Genomic DNA, 18,537 nt, shown 5'->3' on the forward strand with positions numbered 1-18,537 from the left:
GCGGGCCTCCGGGTTTCCGGCATGCTCGGGCCTGGCGATGTAGCCGATGTGACCGCTTTGCGACCGGCAGATGACGCGGCCGGAAGCGTACGCCACCACGGCCCCGAAGGGCCGTGGTGGGCACCGTGCGTGGTGCGTGGATCAGAAGCGCTGCTGGTATTTCATGTAGATGAAACGGCCGATGTCGAAGCCACCGTAGTAGGAGAAGTTGGCACTCGGCTGGCTGTACATGGCCGGGCCCTGGCGGCCAAAGACGTTGTTGGCGCCGATTGAAACGGTGGCGTCCCACGGCAGGCTGTAGCGCGCCTGCACGTCATGGAAGGTGACCGATCCACGACGGTTGTAGTCGCGCGTACCGCTGAACCACGGCGCGCGCTGGTCGGGGTGGGAACACTCGTTCGGATAATCCTCCGCACCCAGGCAGCGTTCCTTGACGGCGGAGAAGTAACGCAGGCCCCAGGTCAGGCCGAGGTTGCCATGCTCCCAGCCCAGCGACGCGTTGGAGCGCACGCGGAAGCCGATGCCGCCGTTGGTGGCAATGCCATTGCTGGGGATGGCCGGTACGCCGGCTTCGTTGGTGGTCTTCTCTTCGGCGTTGACCACATAGGTGGACTTCCAGTCAGCGCTCAACCTGCCCCAGCGGGTTTCGACCTTGTGGCCGATCTCCAGGTCGTAGCCTTCTGCCTGGCGGAAGCCGCTGTTGCGGTTGCCGAAGTTGAGTTTGTTGACGATGCCCAGCTCCGGGTCGCGGGTGAAGCTGCTGCAGCGCTCGGCAATACCCAGCTCGTAGCAGTCGCGAAGGATGTCGTTGGGATGGTCGGAGACGATGGTGTTGTCGATGCGGATCTTCCACCAGTCCAGTGCGATGTGAAGCCCTTCGGCGAACGTCGGGCTCCAGACCAGGCCCAGAGTGCGGCTGGTCGAAGTTTCCGGCTGCAGGTCGGGATTGGAGCCGTTGGTGAAGGGCAGGGGCGTCTGCCCACTGCTGCCGGTGATGGGTTCATTGCCCTGGCCGAGCTGGCGGTAGGTGTCGGCGTTGGCGATGTCGGCAGCACAGCGCGCGCGGACCTCGGCACTGCTTGCGGCTGCGCCATGGACCGTATCGCAGGGATCGCGGAAGCCGGTGGTGAACGTCTCCGAGCCGCCGCCGTACAGGTTGGCGATGGTCGGCGCACGGAAGCCCTGTGCCCAGGTGCCGCGGACCAGCAGCTGATCGATCGGCTTCCAAGTGAAGCCGAACTTGCTGTTGAGGGTTCCGCCGAAGGTGGAGTAGTCCGAGTACCGCGTCGCCGCGCTGAGGGTCAGTTCGCGGGCGCCGGCGAGGTCGCGCAGCACCGGCACGCTCAGTTCCAGGTAGGCTTCGTCGACGCGGTAGCCGCCACCGGTGGGGCCTGCCGCCAGGTTGGTGGTGGCACCGGTCTGCGCAAGCGCATCGGGGATGAAGCGGCCGTCCTCGCGGCGGCTCTCGGCCCCCACGGCGAAGCCCAGCTCACCGGCGGGCAGGCTGGCAAGGCTGCCGCTGAGGTTGGCGAACAGGTTGCGGGTGGTGGTGCGGCCGCGGGTGAGTTCTTCCGGGAACAGCCAATCCTGGAGCTCCGTGTTGCCGGTCAGGCCATAGGGATCGTCCTGGCCATACGGAACCAGCGGGTTCCAGGGTTTGCAGCCTGCGATCGGCGCATCCGGCGTTCCGCATTCGACCTTGCCGGTTGCCGGGTTGTAGAACGAAGGACCGGTGGCATCGGCCACGCGCTGCTTGTGCAGGTTGCCGGTGGCACGTTGGGTCAGCTCACTGCGGTTGTACTGGTAACCCGCTTCCCAGTCGAAGTCGCGACCGCCGAATTCGAAGTTGCCCTCGAGCGCCGCGACGGCCTGCCAGGTGGTCAGATCGCTGGTGCTGACGCGAGGAATCTCCCAGGTACGACGGTTCCAGTGCACATCGCTGGGCGTGTCGTAGCCGTGATGGCTGCCGAACGGATTGAACCAGCTGTCGGCCGACATCGGGGTGATGCCGGCTGGGCCGGACTGGAAGGGATAGCCGGCAATCTGGCGCGTGGTGGTGCGCCGGTTGTAGGCCAGCTGGGTGTTGAAACGGACCTGGTCGTTCAACTCCACGCGCGCATCGACGAAGATCGAATCGCGCTTGATCGGCGTCTGCAGATGCATCTGCTCGTTGCTGTTGCTGACATCGCCGGTGAACGGTGTGTTGTCGCTGAGGTGGAAACTGTCCGGTCCGCCCGGCTGGCTGCCACGGTCGAGCGAATAGCTGCAGCCCCGGCTGTTGCTGCAGCCGGGGCCCTTGAAGCCGGTGATGCGACCCCATTGGCCGACCGTGGTCCAGCCGTCATCCGCGTGGCCGTCGGTATAGGTATAGGCACTGAAGCCGCGGTCCCTGGCCCAGACGCCCTTTTCTTCGACATGCTCGGCAGCAACGCTGATGGAAGCACGGTCATTGGACCAGCCGGCAACCACGTCGTACTGGGTACGGGCACCGTCGCCTTCACTGTATTGGCCGTGATAGACGTTGGCGGTTACACCCTGAACGTTGCGCCGGGTGATGATGTTCACCACGCCGGCCATCGCGTCGGACCCGTAGATGGCCGAGGCACCGTCCTTGAGCACTTCCATGCGTTCCACCGCAGCGGCAGGAATGCTGGAGATGTCCTGAAAACCCGAAGTGGTCATGCCCAGCCGCTTGCCGTTGACCAGCACCAGGGTGCGCTGGGCACCGAGGCCACGCATGTTCACGTAGCTGCCGCCGGCGGCTTCGCCGGCACTCAACGGGCTGGCGCGGCTCAATGCCGGGCTGCCGGTCGCGGTCAGGTTCTGCAGGATGTCGGCAACGGAGTTGAAGCCCTGTCGCTCGATGTCGGCGCGGCTGACGGTCAGCACCGGCTGTGCGGTTTCCAGGTCGACCTGGCGGATGCGTGAGCCGGTGATTTCGATGCGGTCCAGCGTGGTGGCTTCCGGTGCCTGCTGCGCGAGCGCCGGAACGGCCAGGGTTGTGGTCGCCGTGATTGCAAGCGCACGACGGATCGCCAGCCCCAGTGCGGGAATACGGATGGTCATGGGTGTCTCTCTCTCAGTCTTCGAAGTCTTCGGTGCGCAGCCAAGCGGGCCGCGCCAACGCCACCGCAGGCGGTGGTTGTTCGAACCTAGTGAAGGAGGAGAGGGAGAGGTATGGGGAAAGGACGAAATCGCCATGGAGCGGCATGACGCTTCCGCACAAACCGGAAGTGAATCAATCGATTGATCTGATCGACGGCGGAGCGATGGACGATGCACCCTCGCCCCGACTCTGGACCGAAAGCGTCATGGCAATTGCAGGCAGCGACAACCTGCGCGGAAACAGAAAAGACCACGGCTCCGAAGGGCCGGGGTCGTAGAGCTTCAACAGCTTGTCGAACACACGCGGAAGAGGCCTATGGCGACGCGTCATGACGTGCCGCCCTGGCCGTAGGGATCAGGCCACGAACGGCCGGAACTGGATACCCAGCCCGGCGATGCCGTCGGTCTCGCCGATCAGGTCGGCGCGGAGCAGCGGGCGCGCATCGATGAAGGCCTGCGGCACGATCAGCGACAGGCGGTTGTCGTCCGCGGTCAATTCCAATGCCGGCAGCGGATCGTCCTCGTGGGCGCGGTTGAGCAGTACCGCCAGGCGCAGCAGGGCGGCCAACCGGCGTGCGGTCAGCAGCAGGCGCTCGGGCAGGGCGTCGAACGCGGTCTTGGTCACGCTGCGGCGATGGCTGCGTACCAGTGCGGCCAGCATCTGCTGCTCCTGCCGCGAGAAGCCGGCGATGTCCGAGTGTTCCAGCACGTAGCTGCCATGCACGTGGTAGCCGCTGTGGGCAATCATCAGGCCCAGCTCGTGCAGGCGCGCGGCCCAGCCGAGCATGCGTGCGTCGTCGGCATCGAGTTTCCAGCGCTCCTGCACCTGCTCCAGCAGCGACAGCGCGGTGTCCTGCACGCGGTCGGCCTGTACCGTGTCGATGCCGTAGCGCTGGCTGAGCGCGGCCACCGATTCGTCGCGCAGGTCGTTCTCACCGGCACGGCCGACGATGTCGTACAGGATGCCTTCGCGCATCGCCGCCTTGCTGACCAGCAGCTTCTGCAGGCCCAGGGCCTGGAAGGCGGCCTCCAGCACCAGGATGCCGCCGGCGATGATCGGGCGGCGGTCGCTGGACAGGCCCGGCAACTGGATGTCGTCGATCTTCTTGGCCTTCAGCAGCTCGTCGCGCAGCTGGGGCAGGGCCTCGGCGGTGATCGCGCCCTTGCTCAGCTTCATCGTCGCGCAGATCTCGCTGATTGCCTTGTGCGTGCCCGAAGATCCGAGCGCTTCCTGCCAGCCCAGTGCGCGGTACTTGCTGGCGAAGGGCTGGAACTCGCGGCCGATCTCGGCCAGCGCGTCCTTCCAGCGCTTCTTGCTCAGCTTGCCGCCGGGGAAGAAGCGGCGGGTGCTGGCGATGCAACCGGCCTGCAGGCTTTCACGCTCCAGGGTCTGCATGCCCATGCCGATGATGAATTCGGTGGAGCCGCCGCCGATGTCGATGACCAGCCGGCGCTGGCCGGGCTTGGGCGGTTGCGCGTGGGCCACGCCGAGGTAGATCAGGCGCGCTTCTTCGCGGCCACTGACCACTTCGATGGCATGCCCCAGCGCGGTTTCGGCCGGGACCAGGAACGACTGCGGCGAGCGCAGCTGGCGTACGGTGTTGGTGGCCAGCGCGCGTACCCGGTGCGGCGGCACATTGCGGATGCGCTGGCCGAAACGGGCCAGGCATTCCAGCGCGCGCTGCCGTGCGGCGGAAGAGAGCCCACCTTTGCCATCCAGGCCATCGGCCATGCGCACGGTCTCGCGCAGCCGGTCGATCACCCGCAGCTGGCCGAGCGTGTAGCGCGCGATGACCATGTGGAAACTGTTGGAGCCAAGGTCGATGGCGGCCAGCAGGTCGCCATCCTGCAATGCGGGCGGAGTCGTAGTGGTATGCGGCATGGGCGAATGTTAGCCGAAGGGGCGGTGTGCTCGTCACCGCGCGGCCTTCACATTTTGGAAGAGGGGAGTGCGGCAGGGCTGCGCCCTGCACCCGCAGAGGCAACGTCAACGTCAACGTCAACATCAAAAGCGGGGTATCCGTGGGTTGGCGGACCCACCCCGCCTTTGACAGATTTCTGCGATCTGATGGTGGGTGCCGACCGTTGGTCGGCACTGATCCTATCCCGCCCAAAATCGGTGCCTACTGCTCTTGGTAGGTGTCGACCTTGGTCGACACACCGGGTCAGAGGCCCTGCATCAATGCCATCTGCGCGGAATGCGGGGCTTCGTCGTGGGCCGGGGCACGCTTGTGGTAGATGCCGTCGGCATCCAGTTCCCAGGCGTTGAGGTTGTCGTCCAGGTAGTTCTGCAGCACCTCGCGGTAGACCCGCTTGGCCAGCTCCGGGTCGAGGATCGGGAAGCAGGTCTCGACCCGGCGCAGCAGGTTGCGCTCCAGCCAGTCGGCGCTGGCGCAGTACATCTCCGGTGCGCCGTCGTTGCCGAACCAGTAGACGCGGCTGTGCTCCAGGAAGCGGCCGACGATCGAGCGCACGCGGATGTTGTCCGAGATGCCCGGCACACCCGGGCGCAGGGTGCAGGCGCCGCGGATGATCAGGTCGATCTGCACGCCGGCCTGCGAGGCGGCGTACAGCGCGCGCACCACCTGCGGTTCGTTCAACGCGTTCATCTTGGCGATGATCCGCGCGGGGCGACCGGCGGCGGCGATGCGCGTTTCGCGCTCGATGCGGCCGAGGATGCCGGTGTGCAGGGTGAAGGGCGACTGCAGCAGGCGCTTGAGCTTCATCTTCGAGGCCAGCCCGGACAGCTGCTGGAACAGCAGGTGCACGTCGTTGCCGATGTCCGCATCGGCGGTGATCAGGCTGATGTCGGTGTACGCGCGGGCGGTGCCGCTGTGGTAGTTGCCGGTGCCCAGGTGTACGTAGCGGCGCAGCTTGCGGCCCTCGCGGCGCACGATCAGCAGCATCTTGGCGTGGGTCTTGTAGCCGACCACGCCGTACACCACCTGTACGCCGGCTTCCTGCAGGCGATCGGCCAGGCCCAGGTTGGCCTCTTCGTCGAAGCGTGCGCGCAGTTCAACGACCACGGTCACGTCCTTGCCGTTGCGCGCAGCCTGGATCAGCGCATCGACAATCAGCGAATCCTTGCCGGTGCGGTACAGGGTCTGCTTGATCGCCAGCACGTTGGGGTCGATCGCTGCCTGCCGGATCAGGTCCAGCACCGCGGTGAAAGCATCGAACGGGTGGTGCAGCAGCAGGTCCTGGCGCGCCGCGGTCTCGAAGATGCCGTCGCTGTCGCGCAGCGTGCGCGGGGTCATTGGCGGGTACTTCAGGTCCGGCTGTGCGATCAGGTCGTACAACTGGATGATGCGGTTGAGGTTGACCGGGCCGTCGATGCGGTACACCGCGTTCTCGGTCAGGCCGAAGTTCTGCAGCAGGGTGCGCACGATCTCGCGCGGCATGTCCTGCGCGATTTCCAGCCGCACCGCCGGCCGGTAGCCGCGATCGACCAGTTCGTCGCGCAGTGCCAGCGCCAGGTTCTCCACCTCCTCCTCGTCCACCACCAGCTCGGAGTTGCGGGTGACGCGGAACTGGTAGGCCCCCTGGACTTCCATGCCCGGGAACAGCTCATCGACGAAGGTGGACAGCACCGAGGACAGGAACACGAAATTCTGCGACCCGCCGAGCTTCTCCGGCAGCTGGATGATGCGCGGCAGCGAGCGCGGCGCACGCACGATGGCCAGATGGCCGGCGCGGCCGAATGCGTCGGTGCCCTTCAGCACCACCACGATGTTCAGCGACTTGTTGAGGATCTTCGGGAACGGGTGCACCGGGTCCAGGCCCAGCGGCGACAGCACCGGCATGATCTCGTTGCGGAAATAGGCGCGCAGCCAGCGCCTCTGCCGATCGGTCCAGGAGTGGCGGCCGAGCACGCCGATGCCGGCCTCCATCAGCGCCGGGCGCAGCGTCTCGTTCCAGCAGCGGTACTGCTGGTCGACCAGTTGTGCCGCGCGGTCGTGGATGGCGTTGAGGATGGCCTGCGGGCTCATCCCGTCCGGTGCCGGTGGCAGGCCGAATTCCTGCGCGTGGCGGACGGCGGCGGCGCGGATCTCGAAGAACTCGTCCAGGTTGGTGCAGGAGATGCACATGAAGCGCAGGCGCTCCAGCAGCGGCACCTGCGGATCCATCGCCTGCGCCAGCACGCGGAAGTTGAAATCCAGCTGCGACAGCTCGCGGTTGATGTAGAGCGCCGGGTCGCGCAACGGATCGTTGTCCGGGCTCACGGGGAGGGGGAGGGATCCGAGGCTGCTCATGGCGTCATTCTTCGATGGAAGTCAGGGGGGCGGACTCGCGCGGGCGCACGTGGTCGGCATCGAAATGGCAGGAAAACACCGAGCCCTTGCCGACCTCGCTTTCAATCTCCAGCCGCGCGTGGTGCAGGCCGAGGATGTGCTTGACGATGGACAGGCCCAGGCCGGTACCGCCGCTTTCGCGGGAGCGGCTGCTGGAGACGCGGTAGAAACGTTCGGTCAGGCGTGGCAGGTGGGAAGCCGGGATGCCGTAACCGGAATCGCGCACCGCCAGCACCGCGCCCTCGCCTTCGCGGCGGAACTCCACGGCGATGCGGCCACCGGCCGGCGTATAGCGCACCGCATTGGTGACCAGGTTGGAGAAGGCGCTATGCAGCTCCTTGGTGGAACCCTGCAGGTCGACGCCGGCCAGATCGTCGATGCTGATCTGGTGGCGGCCCTGGCTGTGCGCTTCGGCCTCGCGGCGTAGTGTGGCCAGCATCGGCTGCATGGCGACGGTCTCTTCCTCGCTGTGCTCCTGCGATTCCAGCCGCGACAGGGTCAGCAGGTCTTCCACCAGCTGGGCCATGCGCTGGCTCTGCTTGCGCATTTCTTCCAGCATCGGACCGGTGCCCGGGAAATCCTCCGGGTCCATCATGTCCAGGTAACCGTGGACCACGGTGAGCGGCGTGCGCAGTTCGTGTGAAACGTTGGCGACGAAGTCGCGGCGCACCTGTTCCAGGCGCAGCAGCTTGCTGACGTCGCGGGCGATCAGCAACCAGTAGTCCGAAGAATACGGAATCAGTCGCAGGTTCAGGCGGATCGCAGGATCGACCGGTGAGGGCACGTCCAGGATCGGCTCGGCGTTGCGGCCGCCGGCCAGCCAGTGCGCCAGCGGCATCGGCTGCAGGCGTTCGACCAGCGCCTCGCCGAGGTCGCCCGGATGATGCAGGCCAAGCAGGGCGGTGGCCGCTTCGTTGAACCACTGCACGCGCTGGCTGTTGCGGTCCAGCACCACCACGGCATCGGGCAGCGCGGCGGCCGCGGCGCGGTAGCTGCGCAGCATGTCGAGCAGGCGGCGCTTGCGAACGCGCATTTCCACCTGGTTGCGGTACAGCAGGCGGTCCAGCTCGTTCCAGACGCCGGTGCCTTCCTCGGCGGTATCCCAGCGCTGGCGCGCGGTCAGCCGGCGCAGCACGCTGCGCAGCCGCCAGTAATGCCAGGCCAGGGTGGCCAGCGCGCCCAGTGCGATGCACAGCCACAGGTGACCCGTGAACCACCCCACCAGTCCGGAGAACAGCAGTACCGCGGCAACGGTGGCCAGGGTCTTCAACCAGGCAGAGCGGATGTGGCGGGGCATTGCGATCTCGTCGTTGAAGTGCGGCGGTTCACTGGGGTGAACCGAGGGTTATAGCAGAGTTGCCGGCGCCGGCACCCGCGGGTGCGCGGCGTCGGCACGACGAGACTCAGGTCGCGGTGGAGAAGCGGTAGCCGGCGCCGCGCACGGTCTGCACCATGTTCTCGGCGTTGAACGGTTCCAGCGTCTTGCGCAGGCGGCGGATGTGCACGTCGATGGTGCGCTCCTCCACGTACACGCTGCCGCCCCACACATGGTCCAGCAGCTGGGCGCGGGTGTAGACGCGCTCGGGGTGGGTCATGAAGAAGTGCAGCAGGCGGTACTCGGTCGGGCCGATCGGCACCGGCTGGTCGTTGGCGAACACGCGATGGGCGGCGCCGTCGATGCGGATCGGGCCGACGGCCACGCTGCCGTCCTCGTCGTCCTCGCGGGCGCGGCGCATGACCGCACGGATGCGGGCCAGCAGTTCGCGCGCCGAGAACGGCTTGACCACATAGTCGTCGACGCCGGCTTCAAGGCCACCTACGCGGTCGTTCTCTTCACCGCGGGCGGTCAGCATGATGATCGGCACTTCGCGGGTCAGCGTTTCCTTGCGCCAGCGGCGGGCCAGGTCCAGGCCGCTGGTGCCGGGCAGCATCCAGTCCAGCAGGATCAGGTCGGGGACGCGGTCGGCGATGGCGGTCTGGGCCTCACGGGCATCGCCGGCGTGGACCGGTTCGTAATCGCCCTTGCGCAGGGCGAAGGCGACCATTTCACGGATCGCGGGCTCGTCATCGACGATCAGGATGCGTTTCTGCACGAGGACACCGTAGGGCTCGGTTACTGGAGTGGTGCCAGTAGACTACGGTTTGATGACATGTTTGTGACTACCTGGCCGGAACCGGTCGGGATTGCCATCGACTGGTCATGCAACACTCAGCGGCGGTCCAAGTCCGGGTCCTGCACGCCCTGGCGGCGCAGCTCCAGCACGGTGGGGGTGATCGCCTCGATGCGCGCATCCACCCGCGCCCGGCCCACGTAGTCCAGCGCCGGGTTGCGCTTGAGGGCCTGCAGCTGCATCAGCGATTGCTCCGGGCGGCCGCTGAGGAAGGCGGCCTCGGCATAGGCCTCGCTGGCGCGCACGCTGTCACCGGCCAGCTCGCTGGCGCGGGCGTATCGCTGCTGGAAGACCGGATCGTTACCACTTTGCGACAGCAGGGGCCGCAGCATGGCCTGAGCGCGCTGGCCCGCCTCGCGGGTGCCCTGTTCGTTCAGGATCTCGGCGTAGGTCAGAGCCACGGGCCGGCTGTTGGGGTGCTCGCGCAGCAGCTGCTCGAAACGGGTGTTGGCCTGCGCGCCCAGTCCGGCACGCGATTCGGCCTCGCCCAGGCCCAGTGCCAGCCACAGGTTGTCCGGGCGGGTCTGCAGCAGGCTGGCCAGGGTCTGCCGGGCCTGCGTGGCACCGCTGCGGCCGCCGCGCATGACCGCCAGGGCCTGGCCATAGCGCTGGGCGTCGTTGAGACCGTCCTTCTGCCGCTTGGCCATGTCCGCGTATTCGCGCTCCACTTCGGCGGTGGAATCGGCGCTCAGCACGCGCAGGCGCTCGCGTGCCCACTCGAAGTCGCCACTGGCGCCACGGGCCAGCTGGCCGACCGGAACGCGCAGCACGCTGCTGGGCAGCAAGGGGTTGTTTCCGCGCAGCAGCGGCTCGGCCAGGCCCGGGTCGGCCGGATTCACCCGCTCCCTGCGTTCGCCGCTGGGGGTGCTGGTGGTCAGCAGCACCGTGTCCTTCTTCATCTGCTCGGCGCGGGCCTTGGCCTCGCTGATGCGGGTGATGTTGACCGGGTGGGTGCGCAGGAACTCGGGCACGCTGTAGCCGCCCTCGTTGCCGCGCATCGCCGCCGACATGCGCTCGAAGAAGCCGGCCATGGCATCCACGTCGTAGCCGCTGCGCGACAGGGTGCGGATGCCGAGGCGGTCGGCCTCCGATTCGTTGGAGCGGGTGTAGTTGATCTGCCGCTGCTGCATCAGGCCCATGCCGGAGCTGATCGCGGCCATCGTCGCGTTGCCGGAGGAGGTGCTGTTGCTGGCCTGCGCGGCCACCACCGCCGCCAGCATGCCGAGCAGGATCGGTATCTGGTCGCGCTGGGCGCGTTCGACCCCGCGCAGCACGTGCTGCTGGGTGACGTGGGCGATTTCGTGCGACAGGACTGCAGCCACCTCGTCCTCGCGCTCGGCGGTCAGCACCAGGCCTGCATTGACCCCGATATAGCCGCCCAGCGTGGCGAAGGCGTTGATCTGGCGGTCCTTCATCACGAAGAACGTGTAGGGCTGGCGCGGCTGGTCGCTGTTGGAGCCAAGCCGGGTGCCCATGGTCTGCAGCCAGTCGTTCACCAGCGGGTCGTCCAGCAGGTAGCCGTAGTTGCGCAGCTCGCGCAGCATCATCGCGCCGTACTCGGCCTGGCGCGCCGGGGTCAGCAGCTCGCCGGCCGAGGAGCCGATGTCGGGCAGCTTCTCCTGGGCCTGGGCCAGCGGCATGGCCAGGGCCAGGGTAACGGCGGTAGTCAGCAGCAGGGCTCGCAAGCGGAAGGTCCTCGGGCAGGGCGCGCCAAGCGTGGCAGGGCAGGGGGCAACCATTCGTTAACCCACAGTGTTGCGGCGGTGGCGTGGAATTTCCAGCGCACCGGTACCATATGTAGACCGTCGATCCATCGTGGAGTTTCCCGTGACAGCCCAGACCGCCGGCGGCGCCCCCGCCATCACCATCTATTCCACCGCCGTCTGCCCGTACTGCGTGGCCGCCAAGAACTTCCTGAAGAGCAAGGGCCAGCAGTGGACCGAGGTCCGCATCGACCTGGACCCGGCCGAGCGCGAGAAGATGATGGCACTGACCCGCCGCACCAGCGTGCCGCAGATCTTCGTCGGCGACGTCCACGTGGGCGGCTACGACGACATGATGGCCCTGCACCGTGAAGGCAAGCTCGAGCCGCTGCTGGCCGGGCAGGGCCAGGCATGAGCGCGGCCGACGACGGCAGCAAGGACCGCATCGCCGAATTCACCGACTTCCGCAAGCGCATGAACGAACGCATCCTGGGCGAACCGAACCAGGTGGTGCGGCGCTTCTTCGCACTGGACACGCAGACCTACCAGGCCGGCGCGCTGGACGTGAAGACCAAGGAACTGCTGGGCCTGGTGGCCTCGATGGTGCTGCGCTGCGACGACTGCATCAGCTACCACGTGGCCCAGTGCAAGGACGCCGGGGTAACCCGTGAAGAGTTCTTCGAGACCTTCTCGGTCGGCCTGGTGGTGGGCGGTTCCATCGTGATCCCGCACCTGCGCCGCGCGGTCGACTTCCTCGACCAGCTTGAAGGCGGCGCCAGCGCTCCGGCAGCGCACGAGCACTGAGGGCAGTGCCGGCCGCAGGCCGGCATCGCCTGAATCCGGCATGGCCGGGGTTGCCGGCCAGCGGCCGGCACTACCGGGCCCGCGAGGGGGCCTGTCCCGCGATCCAACAGCCCAGGAGCCCTTCTTGTTGAAGGGGCGCGCCGACAGGCGGGGGTAGAGGAAAAATGCGCGGGCAATTATGCCTTTGCCGGGGTCAGGACCATGGTCTACTTGGGTAGCCGCCCCCGGCTAAGGCATAATTGCCGGTGAAACTTCCTTTGCGCCGGCGTTTCCGGGCACGTCCGGACGGCGTTTTTCCCCCTGTTCGGAACATCGATCAATGACGCAGAAAATTACGGTCATCCGCGGCGACGGCATTGGCCCGGAAATCATGGACGCCACCCTGTTCGTGCTCGACCAGCTCAAGACTGGCCTGGAGTACGAAGACGCCGACGCCGGCCTGGTGGCCCTGGAAAAGCACGGCGACCTGATGCCGGCGGTGACCCTGGAATCGATCGCGCGCAACAAGGTCGCGCTGAAGAGCCCGCTGACCACCCCGGTCGGTGGTGGCTTCACCTCGATCAACGTCAGCCTGCGCCGCCATTTCGACCTGTACGCCAACGTGCGTCCGGCCCACACCTTCCCGAACACCAAGTCGCGCTTCGACAACGTCGACCTGATCACCGTTCGTGAGAACACCGAGGGTGCCTACCTGGCCGAAGGCCAGGAAGTGTCGGCCGACGGCGAGACCGCCTTCTCCGGCACCCGCATCACCCGCAAGGGCTCCGAGCGCATCGTGCGCTACGCCTTCGAGCTGGCCAAGAGTACCGGCCGCAAGAAGGTCACCGCTGTGCACAAGGCCAACATCATCAAGTCGACCTCGGGCCTGTTCCTGAACGTCGCCCGTGAAGTGGCCGCGCAGTACCCGGAGATCGAGTTCCAGGAAATGATCGTCGACAACTGCTGCATGCAGCTGGTGATGCGTCCGGAACAGTTCGACGTGATCGTTACGACCAACCTGTTCGGCGACATCATCTCCGACCTGTGCGCCGGCCTGGTCGGCGGCCTGGGCCTGGCCCCGGGTGCCAACATCGGCAAGGAGGCGGCGATCTTCGAAGCCGTGCACGGCACCGCGCCGGACATCGCCGGCCAGGGCAAGGCCAATCCGTGCGCGCTGCTGCTGGCAGCCGCGCAGATGCTGGACCATATCGGCCAGCCGGAAAACGCCGAGCGCCTGCGCAAGGCCATCGTGGCTACCATGGAAGCCAAGGATTCGCTGACCGGCGACCTGGGCGGTACCGGCACCACCATGAGCTTCGCCCAGGCCATCGCCAGCCGCCTGTAAGCGGCGGTCGACCTCGGTTGGATCCACAGCGGGGCGCCTTCGGGCGCCCCGTTGCGTTGTGGGCTGACTGGTAGATCCACGCCATGCGTGGATGGCGTGGCTTTGGTCCTCAGCCACCCATGGGGTGGCTCTACAGGGGGTTGTCTGTGCGTAGCTCGCACAGATCATGTGCTGTTGCACGGCTGGTTCGTGCGCCATCCGCTCCGCATCCTGTGCCCACTTTCCACTGCACAGGAGTCGCTCCATGAATCTCACCGCCTTCGGCCTGGCCAGCCTGATCGGCATGGCCGCCACCACTCCGGTCGCTGCCGCCGAGCCGGCCCATCCCACCATCCGCCATATGGCGGGCGCGCCGGTCGCGACCTCGCTGGATGCGGCGAAGACCGCCGTGCTGGTGATCGACTTCCAGAACGAGTACTTCGATGCCAAGGCCGCGCCGGGCTTTGCCGGTGGTCGCATGGTCATTCCCGATGGCGTGGCCGCGCTGCGGCAGGCCCAGCGCGTGGTGCAGTTCGCCGATACCCATGGCATCCGCGTGATCCACGTGCAGCACGTGTTGCCGGCCGGCGCGCCGCTGTTCGCACAGGGCAGCGTCAATGCCGACTTCCATCGCGACCTGCTGCCGCGCAAGGGTGAGACCGTGGTGCAGAAGGACAACGTCAGCGTGTTCGCTGGCAACTCGGCCGCGGTGCTCGACACGGTGCTGAGGGATGCCGGCATCGACACCCTGATCGTCACCGGCCTGCAGACCCATGCCTGTGTGGCCGGTGCTGCGCGCGACGCGGCGGCGGCGCCACGCGGCTACCGGGTAATCGTATCGTCCGATGCCAGCGCCAGCCGCGACCTGGACCTGGCCGGTGGCCAGCGCATCGATCATCGCGCGCTGCATGACGCCTCGCTGGCGCAGATCGAAGACGCCTTCGGTAATGTCATGAGTACCGACGCGATCCTGGCGTTGCCGGTGCGCAAGACCGGCAACGGCGCTTGATAAGCTGGCGGGGCCCGCATGCCGTGGGCCCCGCCACGTGGAGCCACTTGCCGATGGATCACTTCGCCGCCCTGCGTGCGCTGCGCGCCATCGTCGACGTAGGCAGCTTCACTGCTGCTGCCGAACGCGTGGGGACCACCCACTCGGCAATGTCACGGCAACTGCGGCAGCTGGAAGAGCATCTGCAGGTGCGACTGCTCGATCGCAACAGCCGCCGGCTGTCACTGACCGAAGCCGGTCGCGACTACTACCGCGAGGCGGCAGCGCTGCTGGATCGCCTGCAGGAAGCGGATGATCGCGTGCGTGCCGGTCAGGCGCAGCCCAGTGGCATCGTGCGGATCAGCGTGCCGCAGGTGGTGGCCAGCCAGGAGCTGCCGCATTGGCTACCGTCGTTCCTGCAGCGCTATCCGCAGGTCGCGCTTGACCTGTCGGCCGATGATCAACTGGTCGATGTCGTCGGTGGTGGCTTCGACCTGGCGCTGCGTATCGCGGCCTCGTTGCCGGACAGCCAGCTGGTTGCGCGCGAACTGGCCAGTTGCCCGCGCATCCTGGTCGCGGCGCCGGCCTACCTGGCGCGTCATGGCCTGCCGCGTCAGGCATCGGATCTTGCGCAGCACACGCTGCTGGGCTTCAGTCCCACGCCGTCAATGCCGCCCTGGCAGTTGCAGGGGCCGCGCGGTGCCAGTGCGAGCGTCGAGGCCGGGCAACGCCTGCGGGTGGATGCGACGCCAGCGTTGTACGCCGCCGCGCTGGCTGGCATGGGCATCAGCCTGTTTACTGCGCTGACCGTGCAGGAGGACCTGCGTGCCGGCCGCCTGATCCGTGTGCTGCCTGCCTGGCACGCCGGACAGCGGCGCTACTTCGCGCTGTATCCGCATGCGCGGGCATTGGCGCCGAAGGTGCGCGCGCTGGTCGAGCACCTTGCGGCGCACTACGCTGCACAGGTGGGCGCGGCAGGGTAGTCGCGCGACAGCAACCGAGGTGGTGATGGAGTCGGTGTATCTGCTGGTCGCGCTGGGCGCGATCGTCGCCGGATTCGTGCAGGGCCTGTCCGGCTTCGCCTTCGGCATGGTGGCCGTGTCGTTCTGGGCGTGGGGGCTGGAACCACGTTTGGCGGCGACGCTGTCGGTGTTTGGTGCGCTGGTCGGGCAGCTGGTCGCGGTGTTCACCGTGCGCCGCGGATTCAACCTGCGCCTGCTGCTGCCGTTCGTGCTGGGCGGGCTGGCCGGCATTCCGCTGGGCGTGATGGTGCTGCCACAGCTGGACATGGACTGGTTCAAGGCGCTGCTGGGCGGCTTCCTGGCGCTGTGGTGCCCGGTGATGCTGATGGCGCGCTCGTTGCCTCCGGTCCGCGTCGGCGGCCGTATCGGTGATGCGATTGCCGGCATGGCCGGTGGCGTGCTCAGTGGCATCGGCGGCTTTGCCGGGCCGGTGCCGACGTTGTGGAGCACCCTGCGGGGCTTCGGCAAGGACGAACAGCGCGCGGTCATCCAGAACTTCAACTTGGCAATGCTGGCGGTGACCATGGCCACCTATGTCGGCAGTGGCCTGGTGAGCCGACAGATGTTGCCGTACTTCGCCATCGTGGCACCGGCCATGCTGGTGCCGACCCTGCTGGGTGCGCGGGTCTACATCGGCATCAGCGAGGCGCGCTTCCGGCAGGTCGTGCTGGGCCTGCTGACCGCATCAGGCATCGCGTTGCTGGCGTCGTCGCTGCCGGTGCTGCTGGCGCGCTGAGGGAGGAACGAAAAAGGGCGCCACGAAGGGCGCCCTTTGTCGTCTATTGCATGTTCCGGCTCAGCGCTGCTGGATCTTCGACAGCAGGCGCAGGAATTCAATGTACAGCCAGACCAGGGTCACCATCAGGCCGAATGCGCCATACCACTCCATGTACTTCGGTGCACGCTGGGCAACACCGGTCTCGATGAAGTCGAAGTCCAGCACCAGATTCAGCGCGGCCACGACCACCACGAACAGGCTGAAGGCGATGCCCAGCCAGCTGGAGTCATGGATCACCGGCACGTCGATGTTGAAGAAGCCCAGCACGAACGACGCCAGGTAGAGCAGGGCGATGCCGCCGGTGGCCGCGACCACGCCCATCTTGAAGTTCTCGGTGGCCTTGATCAGGCCGCTGCGGTACGCGAACAGCAGCGCGAACAGAGTGCCGAAGGTCAGCAGCACGGCCTGGAAGACGATGCCCGGGAACTTGGCGTTGAACACGGCCGAGATGGCGCCGAGGAACAGGCCCTCCACCAGCGCGTACATCGGCGCGGTGACCGGCGACCATTCCTTCTTGAAGACGGTGATCAGCGCCAGCACCAGGCCGCCGATGGCGCCGCCCATGGCATACAGCCTGGCACCGGGCAAAACCTGACCGTAGTCGTCGATGGTCTGGTTCCAGGCGAAAGCGGCCGTCAGCACGGTCAACAGCAGCAGGAAGCCGGTCTTGTTGACGGTGCCGTTGAGGGTCATTGCCTGGTCGGGGCTGGTCACCACCGAGCCACTGGCGAGGTCGAGGAAGGTGGACTCGGAAAGAGCCGGGTTGCCGCTGCGCATACGCGTTCTCCGTGCGAATGAGGGTCAGGACGGCCATCCGGCCGATGGGCGTGAGCATAGCCGATGACTGCTTTCGGCGTTGTGGCAGGCACTGGATCTGCGCATCCTGCGTTGACAGTTCCCAATGCGCTTGGCGACAATGACCAACTCCCCGGGCGTGGCCCGAGGGGATTGCAAGACCGGGGTATAGCGCAGTCTGGTAGCGCGCCTGCTTTGGGAGCAGGATGTCGGGGGTTCGAATCCCTCTACCCCGACCAATCCCACATCACGTCGGATTGGACACCGTTCCGGTTCGGGCGCCCGTAGCTCAACTGGATAGAGCACCGGCCTTCTAAGCCGGCGGTTACAGGTTCGATTCCTGTCGGGCGCGCCATTGGCGAGCACCGGGATCGCATCGGCGGATGTGAAGAAGTGCTTGCAAAAGCGCAAGGACTCCACCAGAATATCGGACTCGCTTCGGCGGACCGCAACTTCGGTGACAGTCCCCAGGCAATGTTCAAGGTTCCGGCGTCAGTGGTATCGGCGATGGAGCGAAAGTTTCAGTGGTGGCTGTAGCTCAGTTGGTTAGAGTACCGGATTGTGATTCCGGTGGTCGGGGGTTCGAATCCCCTCAGCCACCCCACTGTTTCAACCGTATCGGCGCAGCCGGAGCGGTATTGCAATAAACAGAATGCACGTTACAATGTGCGTCTGAGTTTCACGGGCCGTTAGCTCAGTTGGTAGAGCAGTTGACTCTTAATCAATAGGTCCAAGGTTCGAATCCTTGACGGCCCACCAAGACAGAAGCCACCTGGTACGCCAGGTGGCTTTTTTCTTATAAGTGTGACCCCGTCATTTCCATGGATCACGCGCTGAAGCGCTCCGCCTGGCGGGGTTCTGCAGCGGCAGCGGGACTGCGGCGCTGGTTTTAACGATGTTGAAAAAAGTGCTTGCACCCACCGAGCGGATCGGGTCATAATTCGCGCCCCGATTTCGGGCTGTTAGCTCAGTTGGTAGAGCAGTTGACTCTTAATCAATAGGTCCAAGGTTCGAATCCTTGACAGCCCACCAGACGAAAGCCACTTGGTTCGCCAAGTGGCTTTTTTCTTGCCTGTTTGCCGGGTTGCGCTTCATCCACGCATGGCGCGGATCTACTGAAGCGGTGCTGAAACCAGGGGCATGTGCGTCATCAGTGTTCTCAATGCTGTGCGCTGCTTCTCACCGCATTGCCTCTTTCATCGCACCCAATGGATCTTCCGCGCCGAGGGCGCATGTACGAAGGAAGAAGCTGATGACCGATATCAACCGACTGTCCCGGATGGCGTGGGTTCCTTTCGCGTTGCTGGCGCTGGTGGCCTGCGCACCTGGCAGTGACCCGGCGAAGACGGTCGAGCGCGATGCGGGCACCGGGGCCGTTCGGGCGCGCCCGATCGCGGGAGTCGCGCAGCCGGCATCGCTGGCGGAGGGTGGGGCCGCCAGCGAGGCTGTGGACCTGCGTCGCACCGATGATGGTGGCGTGGACAGCCGCAAGGTGGATGCGGCTGGGCAGGGCGCTGACGCATCTGCGCCTCCTGCCGCGGCGAAACACTGAGTCGCTGCCGTCCCGAACGGTCGC

Annotated in this window: 15 protein-coding genes and 5 tRNA genes; 13 read left to right on the plus strand and 7 right to left on the minus strand. The window is 66.4% G+C overall.

Features of this window, described 5'->3' with window-relative positions:
- Positions 1 to 141 precede the first annotated feature (141 nt).
- Positions 142 to 3,066 (minus strand): TonB-dependent receptor plug domain-containing protein, encoded by a 2,925-nt coding sequence (locus CKW06_RS04545; protein WP_005408253.1) that lies wholly within the window; start codon positions 3,064 to 3,066, stop codon positions 142 to 144.
- Positions 3,067 to 3,209: 143 nt separating this feature from the next.
- On the opposite strand from CKW06_RS04545, the gene CKW06_RS23455 reads away from it, so the two are divergent.
- The gene (locus CKW06_RS23455; RefSeq protein WP_005408254.1) at positions 3,210 to 3,383 is read left to right on the plus strand and encodes a hypothetical protein; all 174 of its coding nucleotides are present in this window, start codon (positions 3,210 to 3,212) and stop codon (positions 3,381 to 3,383) included.
- Positions 3,384 to 3,460: 77 nt separating this feature from the next.
- On the opposite strand, the gene ppx is transcribed toward CKW06_RS23455, so the two are convergent.
- The 5 genes from ppx to CKW06_RS04570 all read right to left on the minus strand — a co-directional run bounded on the left by ppx (position 3,461) and on the right by CKW06_RS04570 (position 11,253).
- Positions 3,461 to 4,987, minus strand: a complete 1,527-nt coding sequence (gene ppx, locus CKW06_RS04550) for an exopolyphosphatase (RefSeq protein ID WP_005408255.1) — start codon at positions 4,985 to 4,987, stop codon at positions 3,461 to 3,463.
- Between the two features lie 283 nt (positions 4,988 to 5,270).
- A complete protein-coding gene (ppk1, locus tag CKW06_RS04555; protein WP_005408256.1) occupies positions 5,271 to 7,358 on the minus strand; it encodes a polyphosphate kinase 1 in 2,088 nt (695 codons plus the stop codon).
- Positions 7,359 to 7,362: 4 nt separating this feature from the next.
- Entirely contained in the window at positions 7,363 to 8,694 is a 1,332-nt protein-coding gene (phoR, locus tag CKW06_RS04560) for a phosphate regulon sensor histidine kinase PhoR (RefSeq protein WP_005408257.1), read from the minus strand.
- A 106-nt stretch (positions 8,695 to 8,800) separates the two neighbouring features.
- Positions 8,801 to 9,490: a phosphate regulon transcriptional regulator PhoB gene (gene phoB / locus CKW06_RS04565; RefSeq protein WP_005408258.1), complete on the minus strand. Its 690-nt coding sequence runs from the start codon at positions 9,488 to 9,490 to the stop codon at positions 8,801 to 8,803.
- 116 nt (positions 9,491 to 9,606) lie between these two features.
- A complete protein-coding gene (locus CKW06_RS04570; RefSeq protein ID WP_032963068.1) occupies positions 9,607 to 11,253 on the minus strand; it encodes a M48 family metalloprotease in 1,647 nt (548 codons plus the stop codon).
- A 142-nt stretch (positions 11,254 to 11,395) separates the two neighbouring features.
- Between CKW06_RS04570 and grxC the strand changes: the two genes are divergently transcribed.
- The 6 genes from grxC (at position 11,396) to CKW06_RS04600 (ending at position 16,124) form a co-directional block, all read left to right on the plus strand.
- The gene (gene grxC, locus CKW06_RS04575; protein WP_004154541.1) at positions 11,396 to 11,686 is read left to right on the plus strand and encodes a glutaredoxin 3; all 291 of its coding nucleotides are present in this window, start codon (positions 11,396 to 11,398) and stop codon (positions 11,684 to 11,686) included.
- Entirely contained in the window at positions 11,683 to 12,075 is a 393-nt protein-coding gene (locus CKW06_RS04580; protein ID WP_005412372.1) for a carboxymuconolactone decarboxylase family protein, read from the plus strand. Before grxC ends, CKW06_RS04580 begins: the two co-directional genes overlap by 4 nt.
- A 319-nt stretch (positions 12,076 to 12,394) precedes the next feature.
- Positions 12,395 to 13,399, plus strand: a complete 1,005-nt coding sequence (locus CKW06_RS04585) for an isocitrate dehydrogenase (protein WP_024956065.1) — start codon at positions 12,395 to 12,397, stop codon at positions 13,397 to 13,399.
- Positions 13,400 to 13,643: 244 nt separating this feature from the next.
- Complete coding sequence (locus CKW06_RS04590) at positions 13,644 to 14,387, plus strand: cysteine hydrolase family protein (RefSeq protein ID WP_024956064.1); 744 nt, start codon at positions 13,644 to 13,646, stop codon at positions 14,385 to 14,387.
- Between the two features lie 53 nt (positions 14,388 to 14,440).
- Entirely contained in the window at positions 14,441 to 15,349 is a 909-nt protein-coding gene (locus CKW06_RS04595) for a LysR family transcriptional regulator (RefSeq protein WP_024956063.1), read from the plus strand.
- Between the two features lie 25 nt (positions 15,350 to 15,374).
- Positions 15,375 to 16,124 carry a sulfite exporter TauE/SafE family protein gene (locus CKW06_RS04600; protein WP_024956062.1) on the plus strand — a complete coding sequence of 250 codons (750 nt, stop codon included), beginning with the start codon at positions 15,375 to 15,377 and terminating at the stop codon, positions 16,122 to 16,124.
- A gap of 60 nt (positions 16,125 to 16,184) precedes the next feature.
- Here CKW06_RS04600 and CKW06_RS04605 read toward each other — a convergent pair whose 3' ends face one another.
- Entirely contained in the window at positions 16,185 to 16,943 is a 759-nt protein-coding gene (locus tag CKW06_RS04605; protein WP_024956061.1) for a Bax inhibitor-1/YccA family protein, read from the minus strand.
- A gap of 180 nt (positions 16,944 to 17,123) precedes the next feature.
- On the opposite strand from CKW06_RS04605, the gene CKW06_RS04610 reads away from it, so the two are divergent.
- The 6 genes from CKW06_RS04610 (at position 17,124) to CKW06_RS04635 (ending at position 18,513) form a co-directional block, all read left to right on the plus strand.
- A tRNA-Pro gene (locus tag CKW06_RS04610) sits at positions 17,124 to 17,200 on the plus strand.
- A 39-nt stretch (positions 17,201 to 17,239) separates the two neighbouring features.
- Positions 17,240 to 17,316, plus strand: a tRNA-Arg gene (locus CKW06_RS04615).
- Positions 17,317 to 17,488: 172 nt separating this feature from the next.
- Positions 17,489 to 17,565, plus strand: a tRNA-His gene (locus CKW06_RS04620).
- A 79-nt stretch (positions 17,566 to 17,644) separates the two neighbouring features.
- A tRNA-Lys gene (locus CKW06_RS04625) sits at positions 17,645 to 17,720 on the plus strand.
- 197 nt (positions 17,721 to 17,917) lie between these two features.
- Positions 17,918 to 17,993 (plus strand) — tRNA-Lys (locus tag CKW06_RS04630).
- Positions 17,994 to 18,213: 220 nt separating this feature from the next.
- Positions 18,214 to 18,513, plus strand: a complete 300-nt coding sequence (locus CKW06_RS04635) for a hypothetical protein (RefSeq protein ID WP_038645566.1) — start codon at positions 18,214 to 18,216, stop codon at positions 18,511 to 18,513.
- Positions 18,514 to 18,537: the final 24 nt, after the last annotated feature.

It is taken from the genome of Stenotrophomonas maltophilia, assembly GCF_900186865.1.
Lineage (GTDB): Bacteria > Pseudomonadota > Gammaproteobacteria > Xanthomonadales > Xanthomonadaceae > Stenotrophomonas > Stenotrophomonas maltophilia.